This is a genomic window from Selenomonas sp. oral taxon 892 str. F0426 (assembly GCF_000468035.1).
Taxonomy (GTDB): Bacteria; Bacillota; Negativicutes; order Selenomonadales; family Selenomonadaceae; genus Centipeda.
In genome coordinates this window covers 17,023-38,530 of record NZ_KI260545.1, presented here as the reverse complement: position 1 = coordinate 38,530, position 21,508 = coordinate 17,023, and the positions used below count along the sequence as shown (strand labels likewise).

Annotated in this window: 21 protein-coding genes; all 21 read left to right on the top strand. The window is 44.8% G+C overall.

What is annotated here, in order from left to right; translation table 11 throughout:
* The first annotated feature begins 20 nt into the window (after positions 1-20).
* Positions 21-1,109: a glycosyltransferase gene (locus HMPREF1992_RS08835; RefSeq protein WP_051290508.1), complete on the top strand. Its 1,089-nt coding sequence runs from the start codon at positions 21-23 to the stop codon at positions 1,107-1,109.
* 34 nt (positions 1,110-1,143) lie between these two features.
* Positions 1,144-2,223: an O-fucosyltransferase family protein gene (locus HMPREF1992_RS08830; RefSeq protein WP_021685546.1), complete on the top strand. Its 1,080-nt coding sequence runs from the start codon at positions 1,144-1,146 to the stop codon at positions 2,221-2,223.
* 53 nt (positions 2,224-2,276) lie between these two features.
* On the top strand, positions 2,277-3,764 hold the full coding sequence (locus HMPREF1992_RS08825) for a lipopolysaccharide biosynthesis protein (RefSeq protein WP_196801402.1): 1,488 nt from the start codon (positions 2,277-2,279) through the stop codon (positions 3,762-3,764).
* Positions 3,765-3,807: 43 nt separating this feature from the next.
* The gene (locus HMPREF1992_RS08820; protein ID WP_021685544.1) at positions 3,808-4,818 is read left to right on the top strand and encodes a GHMP kinase; all 1,011 of its coding nucleotides are present in this window, start codon (positions 3,808-3,810) and stop codon (positions 4,816-4,818) included.
* Between the two features lie 15 nt (positions 4,819-4,833).
* The gene (locus HMPREF1992_RS08815; protein ID WP_156023450.1) at positions 4,834-5,997 is read left to right on the top strand and encodes a glycosyltransferase; all 1,164 of its coding nucleotides are present in this window, start codon (positions 4,834-4,836) and stop codon (positions 5,995-5,997) included.
* A gap of 12 nt (positions 5,998-6,009) precedes the next feature.
* Positions 6,010-7,437: a hypothetical protein gene (locus HMPREF1992_RS08810; protein ID WP_037359354.1), complete on the top strand. Its 1,428-nt coding sequence runs from the start codon at positions 6,010-6,012 to the stop codon at positions 7,435-7,437.
* A gap of 81 nt (positions 7,438-7,518) precedes the next feature.
* On the top strand, positions 7,519-8,718 hold the full coding sequence (locus tag HMPREF1992_RS08805; protein WP_231366978.1) for a glycosyltransferase: 1,200 nt from the start codon (positions 7,519-7,521) through the stop codon (positions 8,716-8,718).
* Positions 8,702-9,301, top strand: a complete 600-nt coding sequence (locus tag HMPREF1992_RS11945; protein ID WP_051290507.1) for a DapH/DapD/GlmU-related protein — start codon at positions 8,702-8,704, stop codon at positions 9,299-9,301. The genes HMPREF1992_RS08805 and HMPREF1992_RS11945 overlap by 17 nt, the downstream gene beginning before the upstream one ends.
* 27 nt (positions 9,302-9,328) lie before the next feature.
* Positions 9,329-10,024, top strand: a complete 696-nt coding sequence (locus tag HMPREF1992_RS08795) for a nucleotidyltransferase family protein (RefSeq protein ID WP_021685539.1) — start codon at positions 9,329-9,331, stop codon at positions 10,022-10,024.
* A 29-nt stretch (positions 10,025-10,053) separates the two neighbouring features.
* Complete coding sequence (gene gmd, locus HMPREF1992_RS08790; RefSeq protein ID WP_037359349.1) at positions 10,054-11,082, top strand: GDP-mannose 4,6-dehydratase; 1,029 nt, start codon at positions 10,054-10,056, stop codon at positions 11,080-11,082.
* Positions 11,079-11,990, top strand: coding sequence for an NAD-dependent epimerase/dehydratase family protein (locus tag HMPREF1992_RS08785; protein ID WP_021685537.1), 912 nt, complete (start codon positions 11,079-11,081; stop codon positions 11,988-11,990). The genes gmd and HMPREF1992_RS08785 overlap by 4 nt, the downstream gene beginning before the upstream one ends.
* A gap of 45 nt (positions 11,991-12,035) precedes the next feature.
* The gene (locus HMPREF1992_RS08780; RefSeq protein ID WP_021685536.1) at positions 12,036-12,443 is read left to right on the top strand and encodes a hypothetical protein; all 408 of its coding nucleotides are present in this window, start codon (positions 12,036-12,038) and stop codon (positions 12,441-12,443) included.
* A 17-nt stretch (positions 12,444-12,460) separates the two neighbouring features.
* The gene (locus HMPREF1992_RS08775) at positions 12,461-13,021 is read left to right on the top strand and encodes an acyltransferase (RefSeq protein WP_021685535.1); all 561 of its coding nucleotides are present in this window, start codon (positions 12,461-12,463) and stop codon (positions 13,019-13,021) included.
* 61 nt (positions 13,022-13,082) lie between these two features.
* Positions 13,083-14,168, top strand: a complete 1,086-nt coding sequence (locus tag HMPREF1992_RS08770) for a DegT/DnrJ/EryC1/StrS aminotransferase family protein (protein WP_037359346.1) — start codon at positions 13,083-13,085, stop codon at positions 14,166-14,168.
* A gap of 110 nt (positions 14,169-14,278) precedes the next feature.
* Entirely contained in the window at positions 14,279-15,271 is a 993-nt protein-coding gene (locus HMPREF1992_RS08765) for a hypothetical protein (RefSeq protein WP_021685533.1), read from the top strand.
* Positions 15,272-15,330: 59 nt separating this feature from the next.
* Positions 15,331-17,142, top strand: coding sequence for an HAD family hydrolase (locus tag HMPREF1992_RS08760; protein ID WP_021685532.1), 1,812 nt, complete (start codon positions 15,331-15,333; stop codon positions 17,140-17,142).
* On the top strand, positions 17,139-17,552 hold the full coding sequence (locus tag HMPREF1992_RS08755) for a MaoC family dehydratase (protein WP_021685531.1): 414 nt from the start codon (positions 17,139-17,141) through the stop codon (positions 17,550-17,552). The genes HMPREF1992_RS08760 and HMPREF1992_RS08755 overlap by 4 nt, the downstream gene beginning before the upstream one ends.
* Positions 17,552-18,286, top strand: a complete 735-nt coding sequence (locus HMPREF1992_RS08750) for an SDR family NAD(P)-dependent oxidoreductase (protein WP_021685530.1) — start codon at positions 17,552-17,554, stop codon at positions 18,284-18,286. The genes HMPREF1992_RS08755 and HMPREF1992_RS08750 overlap by 1 nt, the downstream gene beginning before the upstream one ends.
* 29 nt (positions 18,287-18,315) lie before the next feature.
* Positions 18,316-18,564: an acyl carrier protein gene (locus HMPREF1992_RS08745; protein ID WP_037359343.1), complete on the top strand. Its 249-nt coding sequence runs from the start codon at positions 18,316-18,318 to the stop codon at positions 18,562-18,564.
* A gap of 3 nt (positions 18,565-18,567) precedes the next feature.
* Positions 18,568-20,019, top strand: coding sequence for an MBOAT family protein (locus HMPREF1992_RS08740; protein WP_021685528.1), 1,452 nt, complete (start codon positions 18,568-18,570; stop codon positions 20,017-20,019).
* 139 nt (positions 20,020-20,158) lie between these two features.
* Positions 20,159-21,499, top strand: a complete 1,341-nt coding sequence (locus HMPREF1992_RS08735; protein WP_037359340.1) for a sugar phosphate nucleotidyltransferase — start codon at positions 20,159-20,161, stop codon at positions 21,497-21,499.
* Positions 21,500-21,508 lie beyond the last annotated feature (9 nt).

Here is a 21,508-nt window from a genome sequence, read left to right as displayed (position 1 = left end):
TATAAGGGGGCAGGTCGATTGTGAAGGTGTTGCATGTTGGAGAGTATGTAAAAGGCGGCGTGGCGACCTATTTGCATACGTTGTTCTCTGGTGAAACACCGGACGATATAGATGACTATTTAGTATTGAGCCATCCTATGTCGGAAAAAAGATGGGAACTTCCATCGTCAAAAGTATATTACTATCCCTATGCAAGAACTCTCTTGAATATTCCTCGGGCTATGGTTCGCATTTGGAGAGTGATTTGCCAAGTAGAGCCTGACATATTGATGGTTCACAGCACATGGGCAGGTGTTTTTGTACGTTTTCCCTATCTATTTCTGCCCAAAGGAAAGAAAAAAATCATTTATAACGCACATGGGTGGGCATTTCTGAGAGAAACATCTCTCAGAAATAAAAAAATATATGCTCTTGTGGAAAAGCTGTTATCATACGTGACGGATTGTATTATCAATGTATCGGATTACGAGCAAAATGCCGCGATTGCATTTGGTATTCCCTCAAAAAAAATGTTGCGCATATACAATGGGGCGGATGTTCTTGGAGCAGTGCCAGCTGTAGAAATTCTCGGATTTGATCCGGATAAGATAAACCTTCTCTTTGTAGGTCGATTGGATCGGCAAAAGGGACTGGATTGGCTTTTGGAGCAATTTCATTATAACGTATCAAGACAGGATGTGCATTTATATGTGATTGGTGATTCTGTTGTACAGGATCAGAAGATATCCGTATCAGATGATCGGGTCACTTTCTTAGGATGGGTCGACTATCAACAGATCGACGGGTATTATAGCATTTGCGATGCACTTATTATGCCTTCCCGATGGGAAGCCTTCGGTCTTACAGCGGTTGAAGCTATGCGCAATGGAACTCCGGTGATTGCGAGTAATCGGGGAGCCCTGCCAGAGTTGGTTCACAAGAATCAAAGCGGATGGTTGTTCGAATTGGATGATGGCGGCAAATCTTTGCAAGAAATTTTGGACTCACTGGATAAGTCATCATTGATTAATATGGGGAAGAATGCTAGAACTCTCTATGAAGCAGAGTTTACAGCTAATAAAATGAGAAAAGCTCTTTTCTCGACATATTATAAAGTTGCTAAGGAATAGAGTCCTTATTATAAGAGAGGAGTTCCTGTCAGAAATGGCTGTGAATAAGTTCTATTGGAAGTATCGTATTAGCGAGCATATAAAGACTTTCCTAAAGAAACATCCCAAAGTGAATTATCTGCAGAGAGTTTTACGTCATTGTAATGACGCGACCTTTGTGAATAATGTCATGACGATAGGTCATAATCCAAATTCCCTTCATTTGCAGTCCTATGGAGAAAAACATCCGGATAAGAACATTTTTTTTATTGAAGTCAATGGTGCTATGGGGGCAATGTACCGTTATATGTTATATGCTCTTTGGGAGGCAGAACGGTTGGGGTTTACGCCGGTTATAAAATTTCACGACAGTTGTATTTATCGAGAGGCGCATCTGATCGATGGGACGGATAATGCCTTTGAGTATTATTTTTCACAGCCAACAGATGTATCTCTTTCAGATGTATATGAAAGCAGTCGCGTTTTCTTTCTTGAATTGCCACATTTCTCGCGTATTGAATATGATCTAGGAAATTTGAATCCTGACGCGCCTGTCGGATATGTTGTCAATGAAGAATATTTGAAAAAATTGGCAGGTGTGGCCCGCAAGCATCTCCATCTGAATGAAAAAACAAAGCGTTTTTTTGAGAATAGCTTTTGGAAACTCCTTCCACGGGGAGAGTCGGAGAAAAAGGTTTTAGGGGTTCATGTTCGTGGAACGGATTTCGCACTCCAATGGGAAGGACATCCCAATATGGTGACGGTGGAGGATTTTTTCTCCGCAATTGATGATGTCTTGGACAAAGAAGGTGGATTTACCCATATTTTCCTTGCAACCGATGATAATACGAGGCTTGAGGCGTTCAAGGAACGTTATGGAGAACGATTGCTCTACTATGAAGATGTGCACCGAGGAGAAGGTGTTCGTCTTGCAATATTGGATGCGTTGGATCGGGAGAATACACATTATCTGGATGGCCTTGAGGCATTGCGTGATATGTACACACTGGCGGCATGTGATGGACTGATTGCAGGGCTTTCTCAGATTTCTATTTCAGCGCGCATTCGGCGTTTGGCGGATTATGGACCTTTTGAATACATGAATATTTTAGACAAGGGGTTGTATCGGAGCTAATGCGAGTTCTTAATGTCCTGCGAAACAGCGCGTATTCGATGGTGTTCTACGTGTTGGCAGCAGTCCTTGGCATTCTGCTGCGACAGGCGTTTACCCGTTATATGCCGATCGAGCTGCTCGGCCTGGAAGGTCTGTTTTCCAATCTTCTCACGATATTGTCCTTGGCGGAGCTTGGCGTCAGTACTGTCATCAGCTATGGTCTTTATCGTGAGTTTGCAAATGGAAATGAGCAAGAAATCAATATGCTGATGAGTGTATATCGGTATATTTATCTCGTTATAGGCACGTTCGTTTTTCTGGTCGGCGTTGTTCTCTTTTTCTTCCTCCCATGGATTGTACAGGATGATAGTATCTCGTGGTACTATGTTGAGTTCGTTTATGTGATACAGATAGGGACAGTTCTCAGTTCTTATTTTTTGGCATATCGCAGGACACTTTTTACAGCAAATCAAAAGGATTTTGTTTGCTCACGTGCGGATATTGCATGTACGCTCAGCTCGAATCTTGTCAAGTTTTTGGCGGTTATTGTGTGGCAGGACTATTTCCTCTATGCGGCAACGGGTCTGACCTTCAATATTATTGCGAATGTCTACCTGCATCGTAAGGCGGGAAAAATGTATCCATTTCTGCATTCGGTAAAGGTGACAGTTGCAGATATGCGTGCACGTAAATTCTTTACAGATGTTGGAAACTTTCTCGTACATAAGCTTTCTTATATCATCTATTTTGGCACAGATGCCATTGTCGTTTCGACCGTCCTCGGACTCCGCATGGCAGGATTGCTCTCAAATTATATCCTGATTTACACGGGAGTCAATTCCATCATGTATAAAATACTGCAGGGGATCATACCCAGTGTCGGAAATCTGATCTACGCTGAGGATAAAGAGAAAAGTTATAAAGTATACCGTATGTTGGATATGATGTACTTGTTCTGGGGCGCTTACATTGCGTGCATCTATGCAGTTGTATTGCAGCCGTTCATGCGAACGTTCTTCGGTGGGGATTTTTTGTTGCCGGAGGCGTATGCCATTGCTTTGGCTGTTAATACATTATTGGGAATACAGTTTGAAAACGCATATAATTTCCGCAGTACGCATGGGACGTTTGATAATGATCGCAGCTATATGGTTGCATCTGCTGCTGTAAATTTATTCCTTTCCATAGGACTCGTATACGTTTACGGCATTGTTGGCATTATGATAGGGACAATCGCAGGACTTTTGTGCATCGTTTATGGCCGTGTACAATTTGTATTTCGAATTATCTTTAAGCGAAGTATGAAGTCGTACTTGTGGAGTCATCTTAGATGGAGTTTGTTGGTCGCGGTAGAAATTTTGTTGATATATATCATGGTTGACTATTTAGCACTTCCTGATACATATCTTTATCTTGTTGTAAAATGCTTGCTGATTGCAGTTCTGATGGGGGCGATGCAGATATTGTTCTTTCATCGGACGCAGGAATTCAAAGATATATGTAGCTATATGAAAACGGTAAAGGGGATTGTCTATGAGAAATTACATAAAGAAAAGGTCTAATAGTCTTTAAAACAGGGACGTATACAATAAACGAGGTGGGCAAATGATTATAACGAAGACGCCTTTTCGTATGTCGTTTTTTGGCGGCGGAACGGATATGGCAGAATTCTATGAGCAGTATGGAGGGAGCGTTTTATCGACGACCTTCGATAAGTATTGTTATGTGACGGCACGTCATTTGCCGCCGTTCTTTGAGTATTCCAGCGAGTTTTCCTATGCCAATATTGAACGTGTTAAAACTGTAGATGATATTGAACACCCGCTGATCCGTAACCTCATGAAGTTTAAGGACATGCACGAGATCCGCCTTTCCTACGAGGCAGATCTACCGGCGAGGACGGGACTTGGAACCTCATCTTCCTTTGCAGTCGGCATGTTGAATGCTTTCTATGGACTGAAGGGAAAACGTGTAGACAAACGGCGGCTGGCGGATGAAGCCATTTACGTGGAACGCGTTCTCTGCCGTGAGGCCGGCGGGATTCAGGATCAGATCGCGGCGGCTTTTGGCGGCTTGAACCGCATCGATATGGACAAAAACGGCTATAAGGTTACGCCTCTTATCATATCAAATCAGCGAAAAAAAGAATTTAATGACAACCTCATGCTATTCTTTACAGGATTCTCACGCTTTTCTTCGGAGATACAGAAGGAAACAGAAAAAAATATCGCGAACAAGATTAAGAATCTGATTGAAATGAAAGCCTTGGTCGATCAGTCTGAGGAGATTCTGACCTCCAAAGGAGATCTGAACGAGTTCGGGAAATTGCTTGACTATACATGGAATCTGAAACGCGGCATCTCAGATGCTGTTTCTACAGATTCCATTGACCGTATCTATCAGAGAGCGATGAAGGCAGGGGCAACAGGCGGAAAACTGCTGGGAGCCGGCGGCGGTGGTTTCTTACTATTCTATGTGGAAAGGGATAAGCAGGAACGTGTTCTGAACGAATTGGAGGATTTACTGTATGTCCCATTCCTCTTTGAAAATGAGGGAACACAGGTTATCTATTTCAAAGCAGAAGATTATGATGTTCCGGAAAAATACCTCAAGTAGATAAGGGTGAAGATTTTGGGTGGATTTGAAGGGAAAACCGTACTGATGGTGAATTGTGATTTCGTCTACCCACCGGATCATGGTGATCGGGTGGATTCATGGAATCGCATCAAATGCTTACGACAGATGGGATGTATTGTAGATTTGATCTGCACAGTGAAAGAATCGCCAAAGCAGGAATATGTGGACGAAGTAAAAAAATATGTGCGGAACTTGTTTCTTTGTCCACGCAAGAACCGCATCGTCGATATATTTTCTTTTCTTCCGTTACAGCTGAAATCAAGAGAACAGTTAAAACATGTGGGCTTAGAGGGTAAATATGATTACTTGATCGTTGATGATACTGCTGCCATGCTTATTTTGCAGAATCCAAGGTTGTCTTATGATAAAGCGATGCTGCATATGAACAATGACAACTATGTTTATTTCAAAGGGCTTGCGAGCAGTGAGGGCGTCCTTTGGAAAAAAGTGTACTTTCTTCTGGATGCATTCAAGTATAAGCAAATAGATGTTGCTGTCGTTCGTTCCCTCCCGAATATCGCTTTTGTTTCTTATGATGAAATGCTTCGCTACAAAAGAGCATATCCCCAAATCCATGCGACATTTTTGCCTGTGGCAATTGAGACGGAATACAGGGAACAGGCACTGGATTCGAAGACGGTCTTGCTGATAGGGTCGTTGTTCATGATTAACAATCAGGACGCTGTTCGCTTTTATTTGCAGAAAGTGCATCCGCATCTGACGCGGGATGTCGAGGGGTATCGTCTGATTATTGCCGGGAACAGCAGGAAACAAGGAATTGCGTGGATTGAGAAGCTGACAAGTGATTATAACAATGTAGAGATCCATGATACACCGGAGAAATTGGATGAGCTCTATGCACGATCGAGTGTTTTTGTCAATCCCATGCGATATGGCGCCGGCGTAAAATTAAAGACGGTGAACGCCATTGTAAACGGGCTTCCTGTTGTCGCTACCACAATCGGCAACGAGGGAACAGGGCTTATCCATGGAGAGCAAGTCCTTGTGGATGACGACCCAAAAGCCCTTTGCAGGTATATCACAGAGCTTTTGGGAGATGTTTCTGTGCGCCGAAATTTTGTCAACCGCGCACAGGCATATTTGAGAGAAAATTACAATCAAAAGGAAAAACTGTCTGCTTATTTGCTATCGTTGTAAGGGGGGGTATGAGTGCCAATCGCTTCGGTGTTATTGTTGATCTATATGGGATACATTTTGTTGGCGGGAGGCTCTTCAAAGGAAAAATATCTCTCCTTTTTGACACTGGCAACCATCATGGCCATTGCGATGCCGCAAGGATATTTGCTGTTGGTTGGCGATACGGAGATTTCCAGCCTTAGAAAATTATCCGGACTTGTATGCTTTCTGTACGGTTTATATTATATTTTGATTCATAGGATGCAGTTGCCGCAACAATTAGTATTTCGTACCGGGCTGCTTCTGGCAAGCCTTATGGCGGGTATCCTTGCAGCACTTGTTTATCCTTATACAGAGCCGATTATACCACCACTTCCTGATTATTCGTGGGATCTTTATACAATGGGGCAATGCACCAAGGTTGTCGCTCCTCTTGAAGTAGGGAATGCATTCCGTCTTTATTTTGGTGTGGTGACGTTTTTGGGCATAGTTGCCAGTGTTAAAATCATCTGTAATGATGATGATCTTATGGTTGTGTTGAAAAGGGTGATTGTATATTCTCAGCCATTGGCATACTACGCCATATTTGAGTTTGTTGAAAAAAACATACTTGGGAATTTAACCCTGACGTATGACATTAATGAAATTATTTTTGGTGTAGGTGAAAGCACCTTTACACATGCCTTTACAAAAGGCGGCGATCTCTATGTTCTGCAAGGGGTGACAAAAGAGGCATCACATTTTATCCTTTCCATGTTTGTTATTGCATTGAGTATTCTTATCTGGAATAAAATTCAAACGGTTCGATTTAATAAATCGGGAATTTCTGTTTATCATGTCTATCTACTTCTTTTGATTGTCTTGATGATTCTTTCCGGCGGATTTTCTGCATGGTGGTGTCTCTTTATTTTGTTCTTGGTCTACTTTTCCCTGCGATATGATATTTATAAAAAAACTTTGCGTGAGAGTATTCCCTATATTATTGTGACACTGATGGTTGTCTTTTCGGTTGTTGGAGGTGTTCTGTTTTTCTTTGGAGAAGAAATGGAATATGCGATTGCACGCATGGAGGATGTACTCTATACGATAAATGCTCTTGCAACAAGTGGGGCATTGGCGGCGATCGGGGCGGAGGGAGAGCTTTCGACTTTTGCACGGCTGACAAGTATCTTTGATGTCACGGCAAGCTTTGTGGACCGCCCTTTGTTGGGGCTGGGAATTGGATTTCAGTTTGCGCTGGCTGCACTTCCAACGATGCTGTCTGATCTAGGGGTAGTAGGGCTTATCCTATGGTTTCGCGTATTAGCTTCCTCAGCAGGGAGGATTCAGCAGCGATATGATCTTATATTTCTGAGCATTTTTGTCGTTGTTTGGGGAATGTTTTTTGGAGTGGTTACACTTTATGTGGAGCCGTACGTTTTGATTCTTTTTGAATGTACGAGACTTTATGCAAGTCGGTAGTTTTAGATGGTATATTCCGGATTATGTTAACATTGAATCGAATGCTCGAAAAAGGTGAACTGGATGAATATTCTTGTAATTATGCCGCTGAAAGTTTATCCTGCTATCGACGGGGGACTGCAAGGTCTCCGGGTACATCATCGTATGTTGCATCAGATGGGGGTCAAACTTTACGGTGTCATGAGTAATGTCAATGATGGATGCGAGGATTGGCGCGAGTACATGCCGGAATTCGAAGATCTTTTGATTCTTCGGCGTTGTCATCCAAAGGTTGGCAAACGACCAGTGAAGGCGCTGTCGGAATGGCTGCTGTCCGGTAAACCAAGACGTGCTCAGGTTCTTGAATCAAGAGAAAATAAGAAACATGTGATGGACTACATCGAGAAGCATAATATTGATACAATTCTTCTTGAACTGCCATTTACGGCAGAGCATATCGACTTTGAAACTGTGAAAAAAAAGGGAATACGGATCATTCTTGTTGAACATAATGTGGAATATATTTACGAGCAGGAAGCATTGTCTAAATATGGTTGTCTGGCTTGGCCGGAAATTAGCCGGATGAAAAAGTATGAAAGAACAATTTTGCCGCAGGCGGACAAGATTGTTACAGTCTCTCCGGTGGATAAGGAAATTTTGGAAAAGGAGTTTGGATTGACCAATGTGATCTTTTTGCCGATTCCAATGGAGATGCCTGATATTCGATGGAAAGAAAGGGCTTCAAAGCATATCATTTTCAATGGTTCACTGAATTCCTATGTAAACTATTATAGTATGAAGGAGTTTTGCAAAACTGTTTTTCCGAAGTACTCAAAACGTTATCCGGAGATGAAATTGCTCATTACAGGCGGGGTTAAGGATTCTGTTCGAAAAGAGTTTTCTCATGCAAATATTGAATTTACCGGCTTTGTTAGTGAGGAACGTCTGTATGAGTTACTATGTTCTTGCCGTTTTATGGTTTCACCGATTATTGTTGGCTCCGGGACGAAATTGAAATTGATTGAAGGTCTCTCGATCGGGATTCCGATTGTGGCATCGGAGCATTGTTTTGAAGGAGTTCCTTTTACGACGGAGTACGAGAAACCGTATCTTGTCTCATCGAGAACGGAGGAGTATTTGGAACACATGGGTTGCCTGACAGAATCGGCAGAAGTGAGAAGCTCTCTATCTCGGGGGGCAGTTGAATTTTTTTATGATACCTTTGTTTCGCCGAAGAATAGAAAAAAATGGGCGACGATTCTAGGACTTAAGGTGGGAGAAAATTTTGAAAAAGTCCGGTAAGTTTATGAGATATATCAATGATCTTCCGCCACTGAAAGAACTTTTATTAGCAACAAATAGTTTTTTTCGTGGATACATTGTGAATCACATCATTGCACATATCCCTTGCGAATTATTTCGATGGGTTTACTATCGCTTTGTTGTAAAAATGAAGATGGATAGATCAGTCTTTATTTATATGGGGGTTTACCTATACCCACCAACTTTTCATGGTATTTCGATCGGGAAAAATACGGCAATCAATCGAAATGTCATTCTTGATTGGCGCGATGATGTATATATTGGGAATAATGTAAACATCTCGGCAGAAGCCGCCATATATACCGGTGGTCATCGAATCAATTCAACGGATTTTGCCTATTATTCCGCACCGGTTCGGATCGAGGATCGCGTGTGGATCGGCACACGGGCGATGATTATGCCCGGGGTTACCATTGGGGAGGGGGCGGTCATCCTCCCCGGGGCTGTTGTCACGCAGTCCGTTCCGCCATTCAGCCTTGTGGGAGGTGTACCCGGCAAAGTGATTGGGACAAGGCAGAAGGATTTGACCTATGATCTGACCTATCGCGGCTGGTTTCTGTAAGGTCTAAGTCTTTTTAGGAGGAGATACATGGAAGCAATCATTTTGGCCGGTGGCTTTGGTACACGGCTGAAGCATATTGTCTCAGATGTACCTAAACCAATGGCTTCCATAGATGACAGGGGAACGCCGTTTTTATCAATCTTATTGGATAAGCTGTTTCAATATGGTTTCGAGAAAATCATTCTGTCAACAGGGTATATGCACAATAAGATCGAGGAATATTTTGGCGATAGCTATCGTGGAGTCCGGTTGATTTATTCGGAGGAGAAAACGCCTCTTTTGACAGGGGGCGCAATCAAGAAAGCACTTTCCTGTTGTGACGAGGAAAATGTCTTTGTGCTCAATGGAGATACCTACTTTGATGTGGACTTTTCTCAGATGAAGAGGGAATTTGAAGAATCCAAGGCGGATGTTTCCATTGCCGTTAAAGAAATGAAGGACTTTGATCGGTATGGTACCGTGGTTCTGGAAGGAAAACAAGTTTGCGCTTTTCGTGAAAAGGAGCAGCAATCTGCCGGTTGGATCAATGGTGGCATCTACTGCCTTCGAAGGGATCTACTGAATGAGGCGGAGGATAAGTTTTCCTTTGAAAAACATTTGGAAATCTATGTCCGAAAGTTGGACATCATAGCGTATCTTTCGGATGGATTTTTTATCGATATTGGCATTCCTGAGGATTACTTTCAGGCTAGAGATAGATATGCAGATAGTGGATTTGCGTGAATCTACAAAGTATAGAATGGAGGACGAAGATGAAAAAAGCATTTATTACAGGGCTGACGGGGCAAGATGGCTCCTATCTTGCAGAATTTCTGCTGGAAAAAGGCTATGAGGTGCATGGCATTGTTCGCCGTGCGAGCGTGTTTAATACGGCACGTATCGAGCATTTGATGAAGGATATTCACACGTATCACGGTGATATGATTGACTCATCCAACCTCAATCGCCTGATGGAAAAGATTCAGCCGGATGAAATTTATAATTTGGCGGCACAATCCCATGTGCAGGTTTCTTTTGACGTGCCTGAATTTACCGCAGATGTAGATGGGCTGGGTACGCTTCGACTTCTTGACACGATTCGAGAGATGCGCAGCAATACGCGTTTTTATCAGGCATCGACATCGGAACTCTTTGGCGGGCTTCCTGAGACTGCACCGCAGAGCGAGAAAACTCCGTTCTATCCCAAGAGTCCGTACGGCGCAGCGAAGCTATATGCGTACTGGATTACGGTGAACTTTAGAGAAGCCTACAATCTGTATGCGTGCAATGGCATCTTGTTCAACCATGAATCTCCGCGCCGTGGTGAGACGTTTGTAACGAAGAAAATCACACGCGCCGTCGCGCGCATTGCGCAGGGGCGACAGGATAAAATTTCCCTTGGCAATCTGGATGCGAAGCGCGATTGGGGCTATGCAAAGGACTACGTCGAGGCAATGTGGCTCATGCTGCAGCAGGAGAAGCCGGATGACTTTGTCATTGCGACGGGTGAAACGCATACAGTACGCGAGTTTACGGAACTCGCTTTCCATCATATCGGTGTGGAGCTTGCCTGGGACGGCGAGGGTGTCGAGGAAAAGGCGTATGACCGCAAGACGAATCGTCTGCTGGTTGAGGTGAATCCGAAGTACTTCCGTCCTGCCGAGGTCGAGTTTCTGTGGGGAGATCCGACCAAGGCGAAGGAGAAGCTGGGATGGACGAACAAGACGAGCTTCGAACGTCTTGTAGAGATCATGATGGACTACGATATGAAGTTTGACAGCTATGGCGGTGATCACAAATGATTTTATTGACGGGGGCGACGGGCTTTCTTGGAAAACGTGTCGCAAAAAAACTGGAAGCACGTGGTTTAGAATTTTATCCGACATCGCTTTCGATGGGGATGGATCTGCGGGATTTCTCCGCTGTTCAAATGCTGTTCAAAGAAGTAAAGCCTGAGAAAGTCATCAACTGTGCGGCATACGTTGGCGGAATCCAGTTCGGTTATAAGCATCCGGCAGAGCTTTTCCGCAACAATCTTCTGATGACGATCAACCTCTTAGAGGCTTGCAGAGAGCTTTCTGTGCAGCGACTGGTCAACCCTATTTCGAATTGTGCCTATCCGGCTCGCGCGACATTCTTTAAAGAGGACGAATTCTGGGAAGGAGAGCTACACGAGTCAGTGATGGTTTATGGTCATGCGCGTAAGACTTCCTGGGTCGGTGCATGGGCATATGAGAAGCAGTATGGGCTGGACTCCCTCAATCTGATTCTTTCCAATATGTACGGTCCGGAGGATCACTTCGAGGAGGAGCGATCCCATGCGCTCGGCGCTCTCGTTATGAAGATTGTCAAGGCAAAGCGCGAGAACCTGCCCGAGGTCATTGTGTGGGGGTCGGGAAAGCCCGTACGCGAATGGCTCTATGTCGATGATGGTGCGGAAGCGATGGTGCGCGGGCTTGATGCGCCGCACTCGGAACAGCCGGTGAACATCGGTGTAGGTAAGGGAATTTCCATCATCGATATGGCGAAACTCATCCAAGAGGATGTCGGCTATACGGGAGAACTGAAACTCGATCCCTCGAAGCCTGATGGGGCTCCGTATAAGACTGTGGACGGGAGCAAGGGGGCTGAACTCCTTGGCTGGAGTCCGGAAAAGAATTTCAGAGATGGGATTCGGGAGACGGTCGAGTGGTATCTTGAGCATTGCTAAAGTGCTTCTTGTTTTGTTGTAATTTGATTGAAATGAGGTACATACATGAAAATCGTACAATCTCCAAGCGGGAAGATTTTAGCGAAGCATATCACGGCAGATGATATTCAGGATGGTCTTGGATTTTTTTCGGATGATAGTGACTTTATTCAGGTTGGAACATGGCGCTATGAAGCGGGTAAGGATCTGTTGGCGCATCAGCATAATCTTGTAGAGCGTACGGTCGAACGAACACAAGAGGTGCTTGTGATTCAAAAAGGTTCGATTCAGGCAAGTATCTTTGATGAGGATGAGGAACATACGCTGCTCGACAGCTTTGTTGTCAAGCAGGGAGAAGTTTTGGTCTTGCTCAATGGCGCGCATGGGTATAAGATATTAGAAGACGGTACGCAGGTCGTCGAGATCAAGAATGGGCCCTATTTGGGGGCTGAGGTGGATCGGGTTCGCATCTGATCGTCGGAGGTGCAATTATGCCATATACAGATCTGGTGTATAAATTCAAGAAGATCGGAAAGAATGTCCAGATTGGGCGCAACGTATATTTCCGCTACCCTGGTGAAGTGGAGATTGGCGATAATGTCATCATTGACGATTTTTGTTATTTTACCACCAGTGTGAAGATCGGCGATTACTGTCATATATCTCCTTCCTGCTCTGTTATTGGAGGAAAAGCCTCCTACTTTGAAGTAGGCAACTACTGTGGTATTGCTGCAGGATGCCGTATTATTTGCGGATCGGATGACTTCTTGGAGGGGTTTGGAAATGTGACCATTCCCATTCAGTTCAGACCGAAATGCCAGGCAGCTGAAGTTGTCATAAAAAATCATGTGCTTATCGGGTCAAATACCGTGATTTTGCCCAATGTTACCATTGCTGAAGGCTCGGCAGTAGGTGCATTATCGCTAGTCAATAAATCTACAAAGGAATGGTATTTGCATCTAGGCAATCCGGCAAAGTCGATGGTGCCAAGAAACCGCGAGGAAATTTTGGCGAAGGAACGAGAATTTCTAAACTCCGTGTCTGGCAGATAAGAGGTTAATGCTCGCTGCTGTACATAAGTTTTACTTGGTGAGATTTTATAGGAGAATACACATGGATAAATTTATCAATCAGATGGAGCCGTGGTTTGACGAAGCTGAGGCGAATGCAGTACATGAGTATATGAAGTCCGGCGGCTGGGTGACAGAGTTCCGAAAGACGCGTGAGTTTGAAGACCGTATCGCCGAATACACAGGGGCGAAGTATTGTTCTGTCGTTGCAAATGGTACGGTCAGCCTTTCAATTGCCCTGATGGCCTGTGGTGTGAAGAAGGATGATGAGGTTATCGTTCCTGACTATACAATGGTTGCCACACCGAACTCTGCAGAGCTGATTGGAGCAAAGGCTGTTTTCGTGGATATCAATCGGAAAAATCTCTGCATGGATTTTGAAAAAATGAAAGCGGCGATTACACCGAAAACAAAGGCTGTTATGCTCGTAACGATCAATGGGCGCTATCCGGATGAAATCGAGAAGTTTGCAGAATTCTGCAAAGAGAAGGGACTCTGGTTGATTGAGGATGCCGCACAGTCTCTCGGCTCACGATTCAACGGAAAGCATCTCGGGCTTTTCGGGCATATCGGCAGTTTTTCATTCAGTGCGCCGAAGGTCATCACGACCGGTCAGGGCGGTGCGCTCATCACGGACGATGCGGAACTGTTCGACCGTATCAAGAAAATACGTGATTTCGGACGCTCGCAGGGCGGTATGGATCACTATCTTATCAAGGGCTGGAACTTTAAGTTCACAGATCTGCAGGCGGTCGTCGGCTTGGAACAAATGAAGAAGCTTTCCTATCGTGTCGAGCGCAAGAAGGAAATCGGCAAGCTGTACGAAAAGCTGCTTTCTGATGTCAAAGAGATCGAGTTTATTCCTACGAATTATGAAAACACGACCCCGTGGTTTATTGATATTCTCGTAGAGGATCGCGAAAGCCTGAAAGCCTATCTGAAGGAGCACGGCGTGGGTTCGCGCGATTTCTATCCACCGCTTCATGCAGAACCTGCCTACGGCTATGAGGGCAGCTATCCAGTGACGGAGGAGATTGCACGTAAGGGACTTTGGCTTCCATCTGCGGCACAATTGACAGATGAGGAAATTACTGAGGTTTGTGCACACATTAAGGCATATTTTTCTTGAGCAATTCGATTCGTTTATGAGGCTCCTGCCGTATTTTATGTAAAGAAATGCGGCAGGAACTTTGCGTGTTAAAATGAGCGGAACTTAAGTGATTTTTTGGGAGAATATCTGTGAAACAGTATGTGAAAAGACTTATTTTTATTACGGGAGTCTTTTTATTGATCCTGATGGGCTATAATTATGTAGTAGACGATTACGGGCTTTTCAGGGGCGACTATTCGACACCGAAACTTGGGACACCGGAACATTACGTTAAAATGAAGTTTTTGCTGCAAAATCCCCAAAAATACAATGCGTTTTGTTTTGGACCGTCTCGTGTGGGAAGCATAGATCTCACACGCATCCATAATGGATATACGTATTATAATATGACGTATGCTGCCGGTGTTCCCTATGAGTGGCTGAATGATATGAAACAGCTTATTGCAGGTGGGGTTGAGATACGGCAGATTCTTCTTGGCGTAGATAATGTTTCTTATTGGGGCGATCCCAAGGTCAATGAGAAGAATTTTTTGCGCAGATCTTATAAAGAATATGATTGGGCGCAGTACGTATTGCTCTTGTTACAAAAACCATCAATTGTTTCGGCGAAAACTAAGGGCACTGTTTTTGATATTTATGATACAGGAAGACCTTTTCATTACATAACAGAGCAAGAAATAGAGAAAGATCCTGAGAAATATGCAAATAACCTTCTCTATGTTACAACGCGTGGCTCCGGTAATCGAATGGATGAGGCAATGCAAGAAATACAGGAGATCAAAGAGCTGGCGGATGAAAATGGCATTGAACTCATCGTGTTCATCAATCCAATGAGCAAGGTGAACTATTTAGAGATTGACCTTAATGAATTCAATGAGTTCAAACGACGACTGGCTAGGATTACAGGATATTATGATTTTAGCGGATTGAATGAGATTGCGATAGATAACCATAACTACTATGATACGGCTCACTATCGTCCGAATGTGGGAGATAAGATCATTGACCGTATCTTTGGAATGGAAGATAGTCCCCTCCCCCGTGGATTCGGTGTTTGGGTGACGAAAGACAATGTAGAGGAGCATATTCGTGATTTGGAAAATGAATTAAACTCCTACTAGGACTCTGCGATAATGATTTGACTCCGTATAATAAAGTAATTTTTATAGGAGGCGATTATATGCCGCTTGATTTACAGAAAATCTTTACCTATCCGTATGACAATGATCTCTTGATGCGAAAGCAAAAGAGCATCCGACGGGCATTGTTGGCGCGTGAGGGTACGGGATATATGGACAAACGGATTGCCGTTCTCTGCGGATCGACAACCGATGACATTAAGAATGTTCTGGAACTCTTTCTTCTAGAGGCAGGGATTCGTCCGCAGTTCTATCAATCCGAATACAATAAGTACTATGAGGATGCCGTTTTTGGTAACTCGGAACTTGACGAATTTCAGCCGGAGATCATTGTTGTATTTACGAGTGTAGTAAATATTTTGGACGCTCCTACGCTCGGTGACAGCAACGATGTGGTTCGTGATAAACACGATGCGGAGATGAAACGATTTACGCAGATTTGGGAGAAACTCGCTGCGCGTTATCCTTCTGCAATCATCATACAGAACAATATGGAACTCTCGTATGAGACAGGTCTTGGAAATTTGGATACGGTCGAGTCCTACGGGATGACGCGGTTTATCGAGCTCCTTAACCGAAGCTTTTCCGACTATGCCGCAACGCATAATAATTTCTATCTGCATGATTTACACGGACTTGCTGCACGTATTGGACTCTCTAAGTGGCATGATCGTTTCCAGTACTATGCCTATAAATTTGCGATGAGCTACGATGTGATCCCAGATGTTTCGCTCAGTCTCGCGAAGATCATCAAGGGGATCTTGGGTAAAAACAAAAAATGCCTTGTCTTGGATCTCGACAACACTCTCTGGGGCGGCATCATTGGCGATGATGGCATGGAGAATATTGAGATCGGGCACGAAACGCCGACGGCTGAGGCATATACTGCATTTCAGCAATATGTCTTGGGGCTGAAGGCGCGAGGCATCATTTTGGCGGTTTGCTCCAAGAATGAGGAAGATGTTGCCAAGACGGGATTTGACCACCCGGATAGTGTGCTTCATGTAGATGATTTTGTTTCCTTCCGAGCCAACTGGGAACCAAAGAATCGAAACATCCAAGCGATTGCTGAAGAGATCAATATCGGTACGGACAGCCTCGTTTTCATCGATGATAATCCAGCGGAGCGACAGATCGTGCGCGATACGATGCCCGAGGTGACGGTGCCGGAAGTCGATCCTGTGGATGTGTTTTCCTACATTCGGGCGATTGAGGGGGGCGGTTATTTTGAGCCGGTAACGATCTCTGAGGATGATCGGAAGCGCAATGCCTCCTATATGGAAAACAAGCAGCGCAGAGAATTGGCAGGGGCGATGGAGAGCTATGACGACTTCCTGAAATCACTCCAGATGGAGGCAGAGATAGCACCGTTTCGACCGCTGTACTTTGATAGAATTGCCCAGCTCACCAATAAATCCAATCAGTTCAATCTGACAACGCGCCGCTATACGCGTGCGGATATTGAGCAGATGGCGAATGAGCCGCAATATATCACGCTATATGGGAGATTGACGGACAAATTTGGTGACAATGGTCTGGTTTCCGTGGTGATTGGTGAAAAAATCGGTGATGAAGTGCATATTCGCCTGTGGCTGATGAGCTGCCGTGTTCTGAAAAGAGGCATGGAACAGATGATGCTCGATGCGCTTGTAGAGTGTGCTGCGGCTGACGGCTGTAAGGAGTTGATTGGCTACTACTATAAAACGGCAAAGAATAAGATGGTTTCCGATCTCTATGCGACGTTTGGCTTTGAGAAGATTACGCAGGAGGGAGATGATACTGTCTGGAAGCTGTCTCTTGACACTTATCAGAAACAGGGGAAATTCATTTCCTTAACGGAGGTATCTGCATGAATCACTTGACCTATGAAGACCTTTATGTGGGACAGAGTGCTGCGTTTACGCGCGAGGTTACAGCGGAAATGATGCAGCAGTTCCGTGCAGTCTCCGGCGACAATAATCCACTCCATGTAAGTTCTGACTTCGCACGGGATCATGGCTTTTCGGACCGCGTTGTCTATGGGATGCTGACTGCATCACTCTATAGCTGTCTTGCAGGGGAACATCTTCCAGGAGAGCGCTGCTTGCTGCAAAGCGTACACAGTGACTTTTTGCATCCCGTATTTATTGGAAATACACTCCGCGTAGAGGGTAAGATTACGGAGAAAAATGACAGCGTTCGGCAGATTATTGTCAAGGCGGTCATTCGCAATCAGGATGGGAAGAAAGTCTCCAAGGCGAGAATAGAAGCGGGGGTGCTTTGATGGGAAAACGATATTTATTGCTTGGAGCTTCGTCTGATCTTTGCTGCACATTCCTGCGGCGGCATAGGTGGCAGGAAGACGACGAGATCGTCGCCCAGTATTTTCGCAATATGAAAGAACTGGAAAAAATAGCGCAGGAAATTCCTGCGCAGATGAGGTTGGTACAAGCTGACTTTCGTGATGAAGAGAGTACGGTGGCTTTTGCAAACGGGCTGAAATCGGAGGGATTCGTACCGACACATATCCTCCATGTTCCTGCTGTACCAATTGAAAATCAGCGATTTACAGAGATCACTTGGAGTGATGCAGAGGGTCAAATGACTGTTCAATGCAGAGCACTTATCGTTGTTTTGCAGGCGTTTATCAAGCAGCTGACGAAGGCTAAGCAGGGGAAGATTGTGATCGGGCTTTCCTCGTGTACGATCAATATGCCGCCGAAATACCTGTCAAGCTATGTCATGGCAAAATACGCCCTGATGGGGCTTGGGAAAGCACTTGCCGTCGAGTATGCGCCGAAGAACATTCAGATCAATATGGTATCTCCGTCGATGATGGAGACGAAATTCCTTCAGAATATGCACGAACAGGTTGTTCAACAGAGTGCGGCTGGGAATCCTGCAAAGCGGAATGTAACGACTGAGGATGTTGTCGGGGTGATTGAATATCTGTTTTCAGATGCGAATACCTTTATCACAGGCGTTAACATTCCTGTGACGGGTGGCGATGGCTTCTAAGTGTTCTAAAGATAAAGGAGTAGATGATCATGAGCAAAGAGGAAATTCTAAACGACCTTCAGCCGATTTTTCAGGATATTTTTGATGATGAGGATCTCGTCATCACCAATGAGAGCAATGCAGAGCAAATCGAGGATTGGGACTCGCTGTCTCACATCCGTCTTGTTGTTGCCATCGAAAAGCAGTTCGATATCAAGTTTGCCTTTGGCGAACTGCAGGATCTGAAGAATGTCGGTGAAATGATCGACCTCATTCAGGAAAAGATAGAGGAGAATTAAGCGGTGCTTTTTAACTCGTATGAGTTCCTGTTCCTGTTTCTCCCGATTGCCGTTGGCGGATATTTCTTTCTCGGCAATCGGGAGAAAACATCGGAATGGGCAAACATCTGGCTCGTCGGACTTAGCCTGTTCTTTTATTCCTATTGGGACATTAAGTATCTGCCGCTCCTTTTGCTTAGCATCGGCTTTAACTATGTGATCAGTGGCTACATCATCCGATACCGTAAGGAAAAACAAAAGAAAAATGCCAAGACAGTGTTCCTGTTGGGAATTATTTTTAATGCAGGATTGCTTGGCTTCTTCAAGTATACGGATTTCTTCCTTGAGAATTTGAATTATCTGGGCGCACAGTTCCCTCTCCTGCATATCATCCTTCCGCTTGGCATCAGTTTCTTTACGATTACGCAGATGGTCTATCTCGTAGACTGTTATGAAGGTGTTGCAAAAGAGCGCAACTTCATTCACTATGCGCTGTTTGTATCGTTTTTTCCGCACCTTTTGGCTGGTCCGATCCTCTATCATCGTCCCATGATGAAGCAGTTTAAGGACTCCTCTTTGCGTCATGTGGACTGGGATAATTTGGGACGCGGGTTGAGTCTGTTTATTATTGGTCTTGCAAAGAAGGTGCTGATTGCGGACAGTTTTGTTACTGTTGTTGCGAAAGGCTTTGCTCATCCGGAGCAGCTCACCTTGGTGGACAGCTGGACAGTTGCCATCTGTTACATGATGCAATTGTATTTTGATTTCTCCGGATATAGTGATATGGCGGTTGGTATTGCCCGTATGATGAATATTAGCATTCCTATTAACTTCAACGCACCATATCGTGCTTATGGGATTATTGACTTCTGGCAGCACTGGCATATGTCGCTGACAACGACCATCACCAACTATCTTTATACGCCGATGGTGATGGCGTGTAAAAAAATCACATTCGGCAAGGCGATGGTGGCGACCTTTGCTTCAATGTTCATCGCGGGTATTTGGCATGGAGCCGGATGGACTTATATTATTTTTGGTTCTCTGCATGGACTTGGACTCGTTCTCAATCATACGTGGAAAAAATATCATCTCTGGATGTGGAAGCCTCTTGGGTATGTTCTGACCCTAGGTCTGGTATTGGTGGCATTCGTCTTTTTCCGTGCAGAATCTGTTACAGATGCACTTCAAGTCTTATATGCAATGGTGGGTGGAAATGGCGTCCTTTTACCCCATGTGATTGCTGACTTCATGAATGGGCACTTTGATACCAACTTGATGACTCTTGTTGCTTTTGATGCCCCTAAGAAAGTCCTGTTGTTGGCACTTTTATTGGTTTCTTTTTCTCCGAGCTCTAATGATATTATCAAGCGGTTACAACCAAACTATAAATGGGCGGTTGTTCTTGCCGGGATATTTGTTTATGGAATTAGTCATCTGTCAGATGTGACCGAGTTTCTATATTTTCAGTTTTAGCCGAACTTATTCAATATAGGGAGAAGAAAATATCAGTGTGATTCCCTTTTAATCCGGTCAGCTGCAGAACAGTTTTTTGGAGAAGGTGTCACTGACCGCGATAGCAGAACGAGACTTATGAGAAAATATGAGGTGTGATGTGCAAATCGTACTACTCTCCGGTGGTGCGGGCAAGCGGCTATGGCCTCTGTCCAATGATCTTTACTCCAAGCAATTTCTTCGGCTCTTGAAGCGGGAGGACGGTATACGTGAGTCGATGATTCAGCGTGTCTGTCGTCAGGTGCAGAGCGTTGCTCCCCGTGTTCCAGTCACGGTTGCAACAGGACGGGAGCAGGTTTCACTCATCCGGAGGCAGCTTGGCTCGGGGGTGAATATCTCCATTGAGCCGTGTAGGCGCGACACGTTCCCTGCGATTGCATTGGTTTCGGCATATTTGCATGAGGTGCGCGGTGTTTCTCTCGATGAAGCAATCGCGATCTGTCCCGCCGATCCTTATGTCGATGAGGATTATTTTCATGCGGTTCTTCAGCTTCTTCAAGAGGCAGAGAGAGCAGATGCCGCAAATCTCGTACTGATGGGAATTGAGCCGACCTATCCGAGTGAGAAATACGGCTATATTATTCCTGTGTCCCAAGAAGCACAGAGCAAGGTGCAGTCGTTCAAGGAAAAACCGGATAAGGAAACCGCTGAGAAATACATTGCGCAGGGGGCACTGTGGAACAGTGGTGTTTTTGCGTTCAAGCTTGGCTATGCGCTCGGCAAGGCACGTGAATCGTTGGACTATATGGATTATGAGAAGCTCTTCAACCGCTATGAGGAACTCACCAAAATTAGTTTTGATTATGCCGTGGTTGAGAAAGAAAAAAATATTACAGTTCGACGTTATAGCGGAACATGGCTTGACATTGGCACGTGGAATACGCTTGCCGAGGTGATGCCGGAGTCTTCGATTGGTCGTGTCACGATGGATGAGATGTGCAAAAATGTCCATGTTGTGAATACACTGCCGATGCCGATTCTTTGCATGGGGCTGAAGGATGTTGTGGTCGCTGCAAGTCCTGAAGGCATTCTCATTTCGGATAAGGAGCGCTCCAGTGCGATGAAGCCGTATGCAGAGAAGCTTCATACACCGGTCATGTATACCGAAAAATCATGGGGCGAGTTCCGCATCATCGATGCCGAGACGGAGAGTCTCACGATCAAGATCACACTTAGTCCGGGGCGTTCACTTACTTATCATATGCACGAACGGCGTGATGAAACGTGGACAGTGATCGAGGGGCGTGGTTGGGTGAAACTTGATGGCAACGAGTTTTCCGTCGCCGAGGGGCAGACGGTACGCATCCCTCGTGGATCGTTTCATACGATACGAGCGGAAACCCTGCTGAAGGTGATGGAAATCCAGACGGGTGAGGATATTGACGCAGATGATAAGATTGTGTGGGGGACGGAAGAATGCAAACAACGTGTTTTAACTTGAAAGCCATAA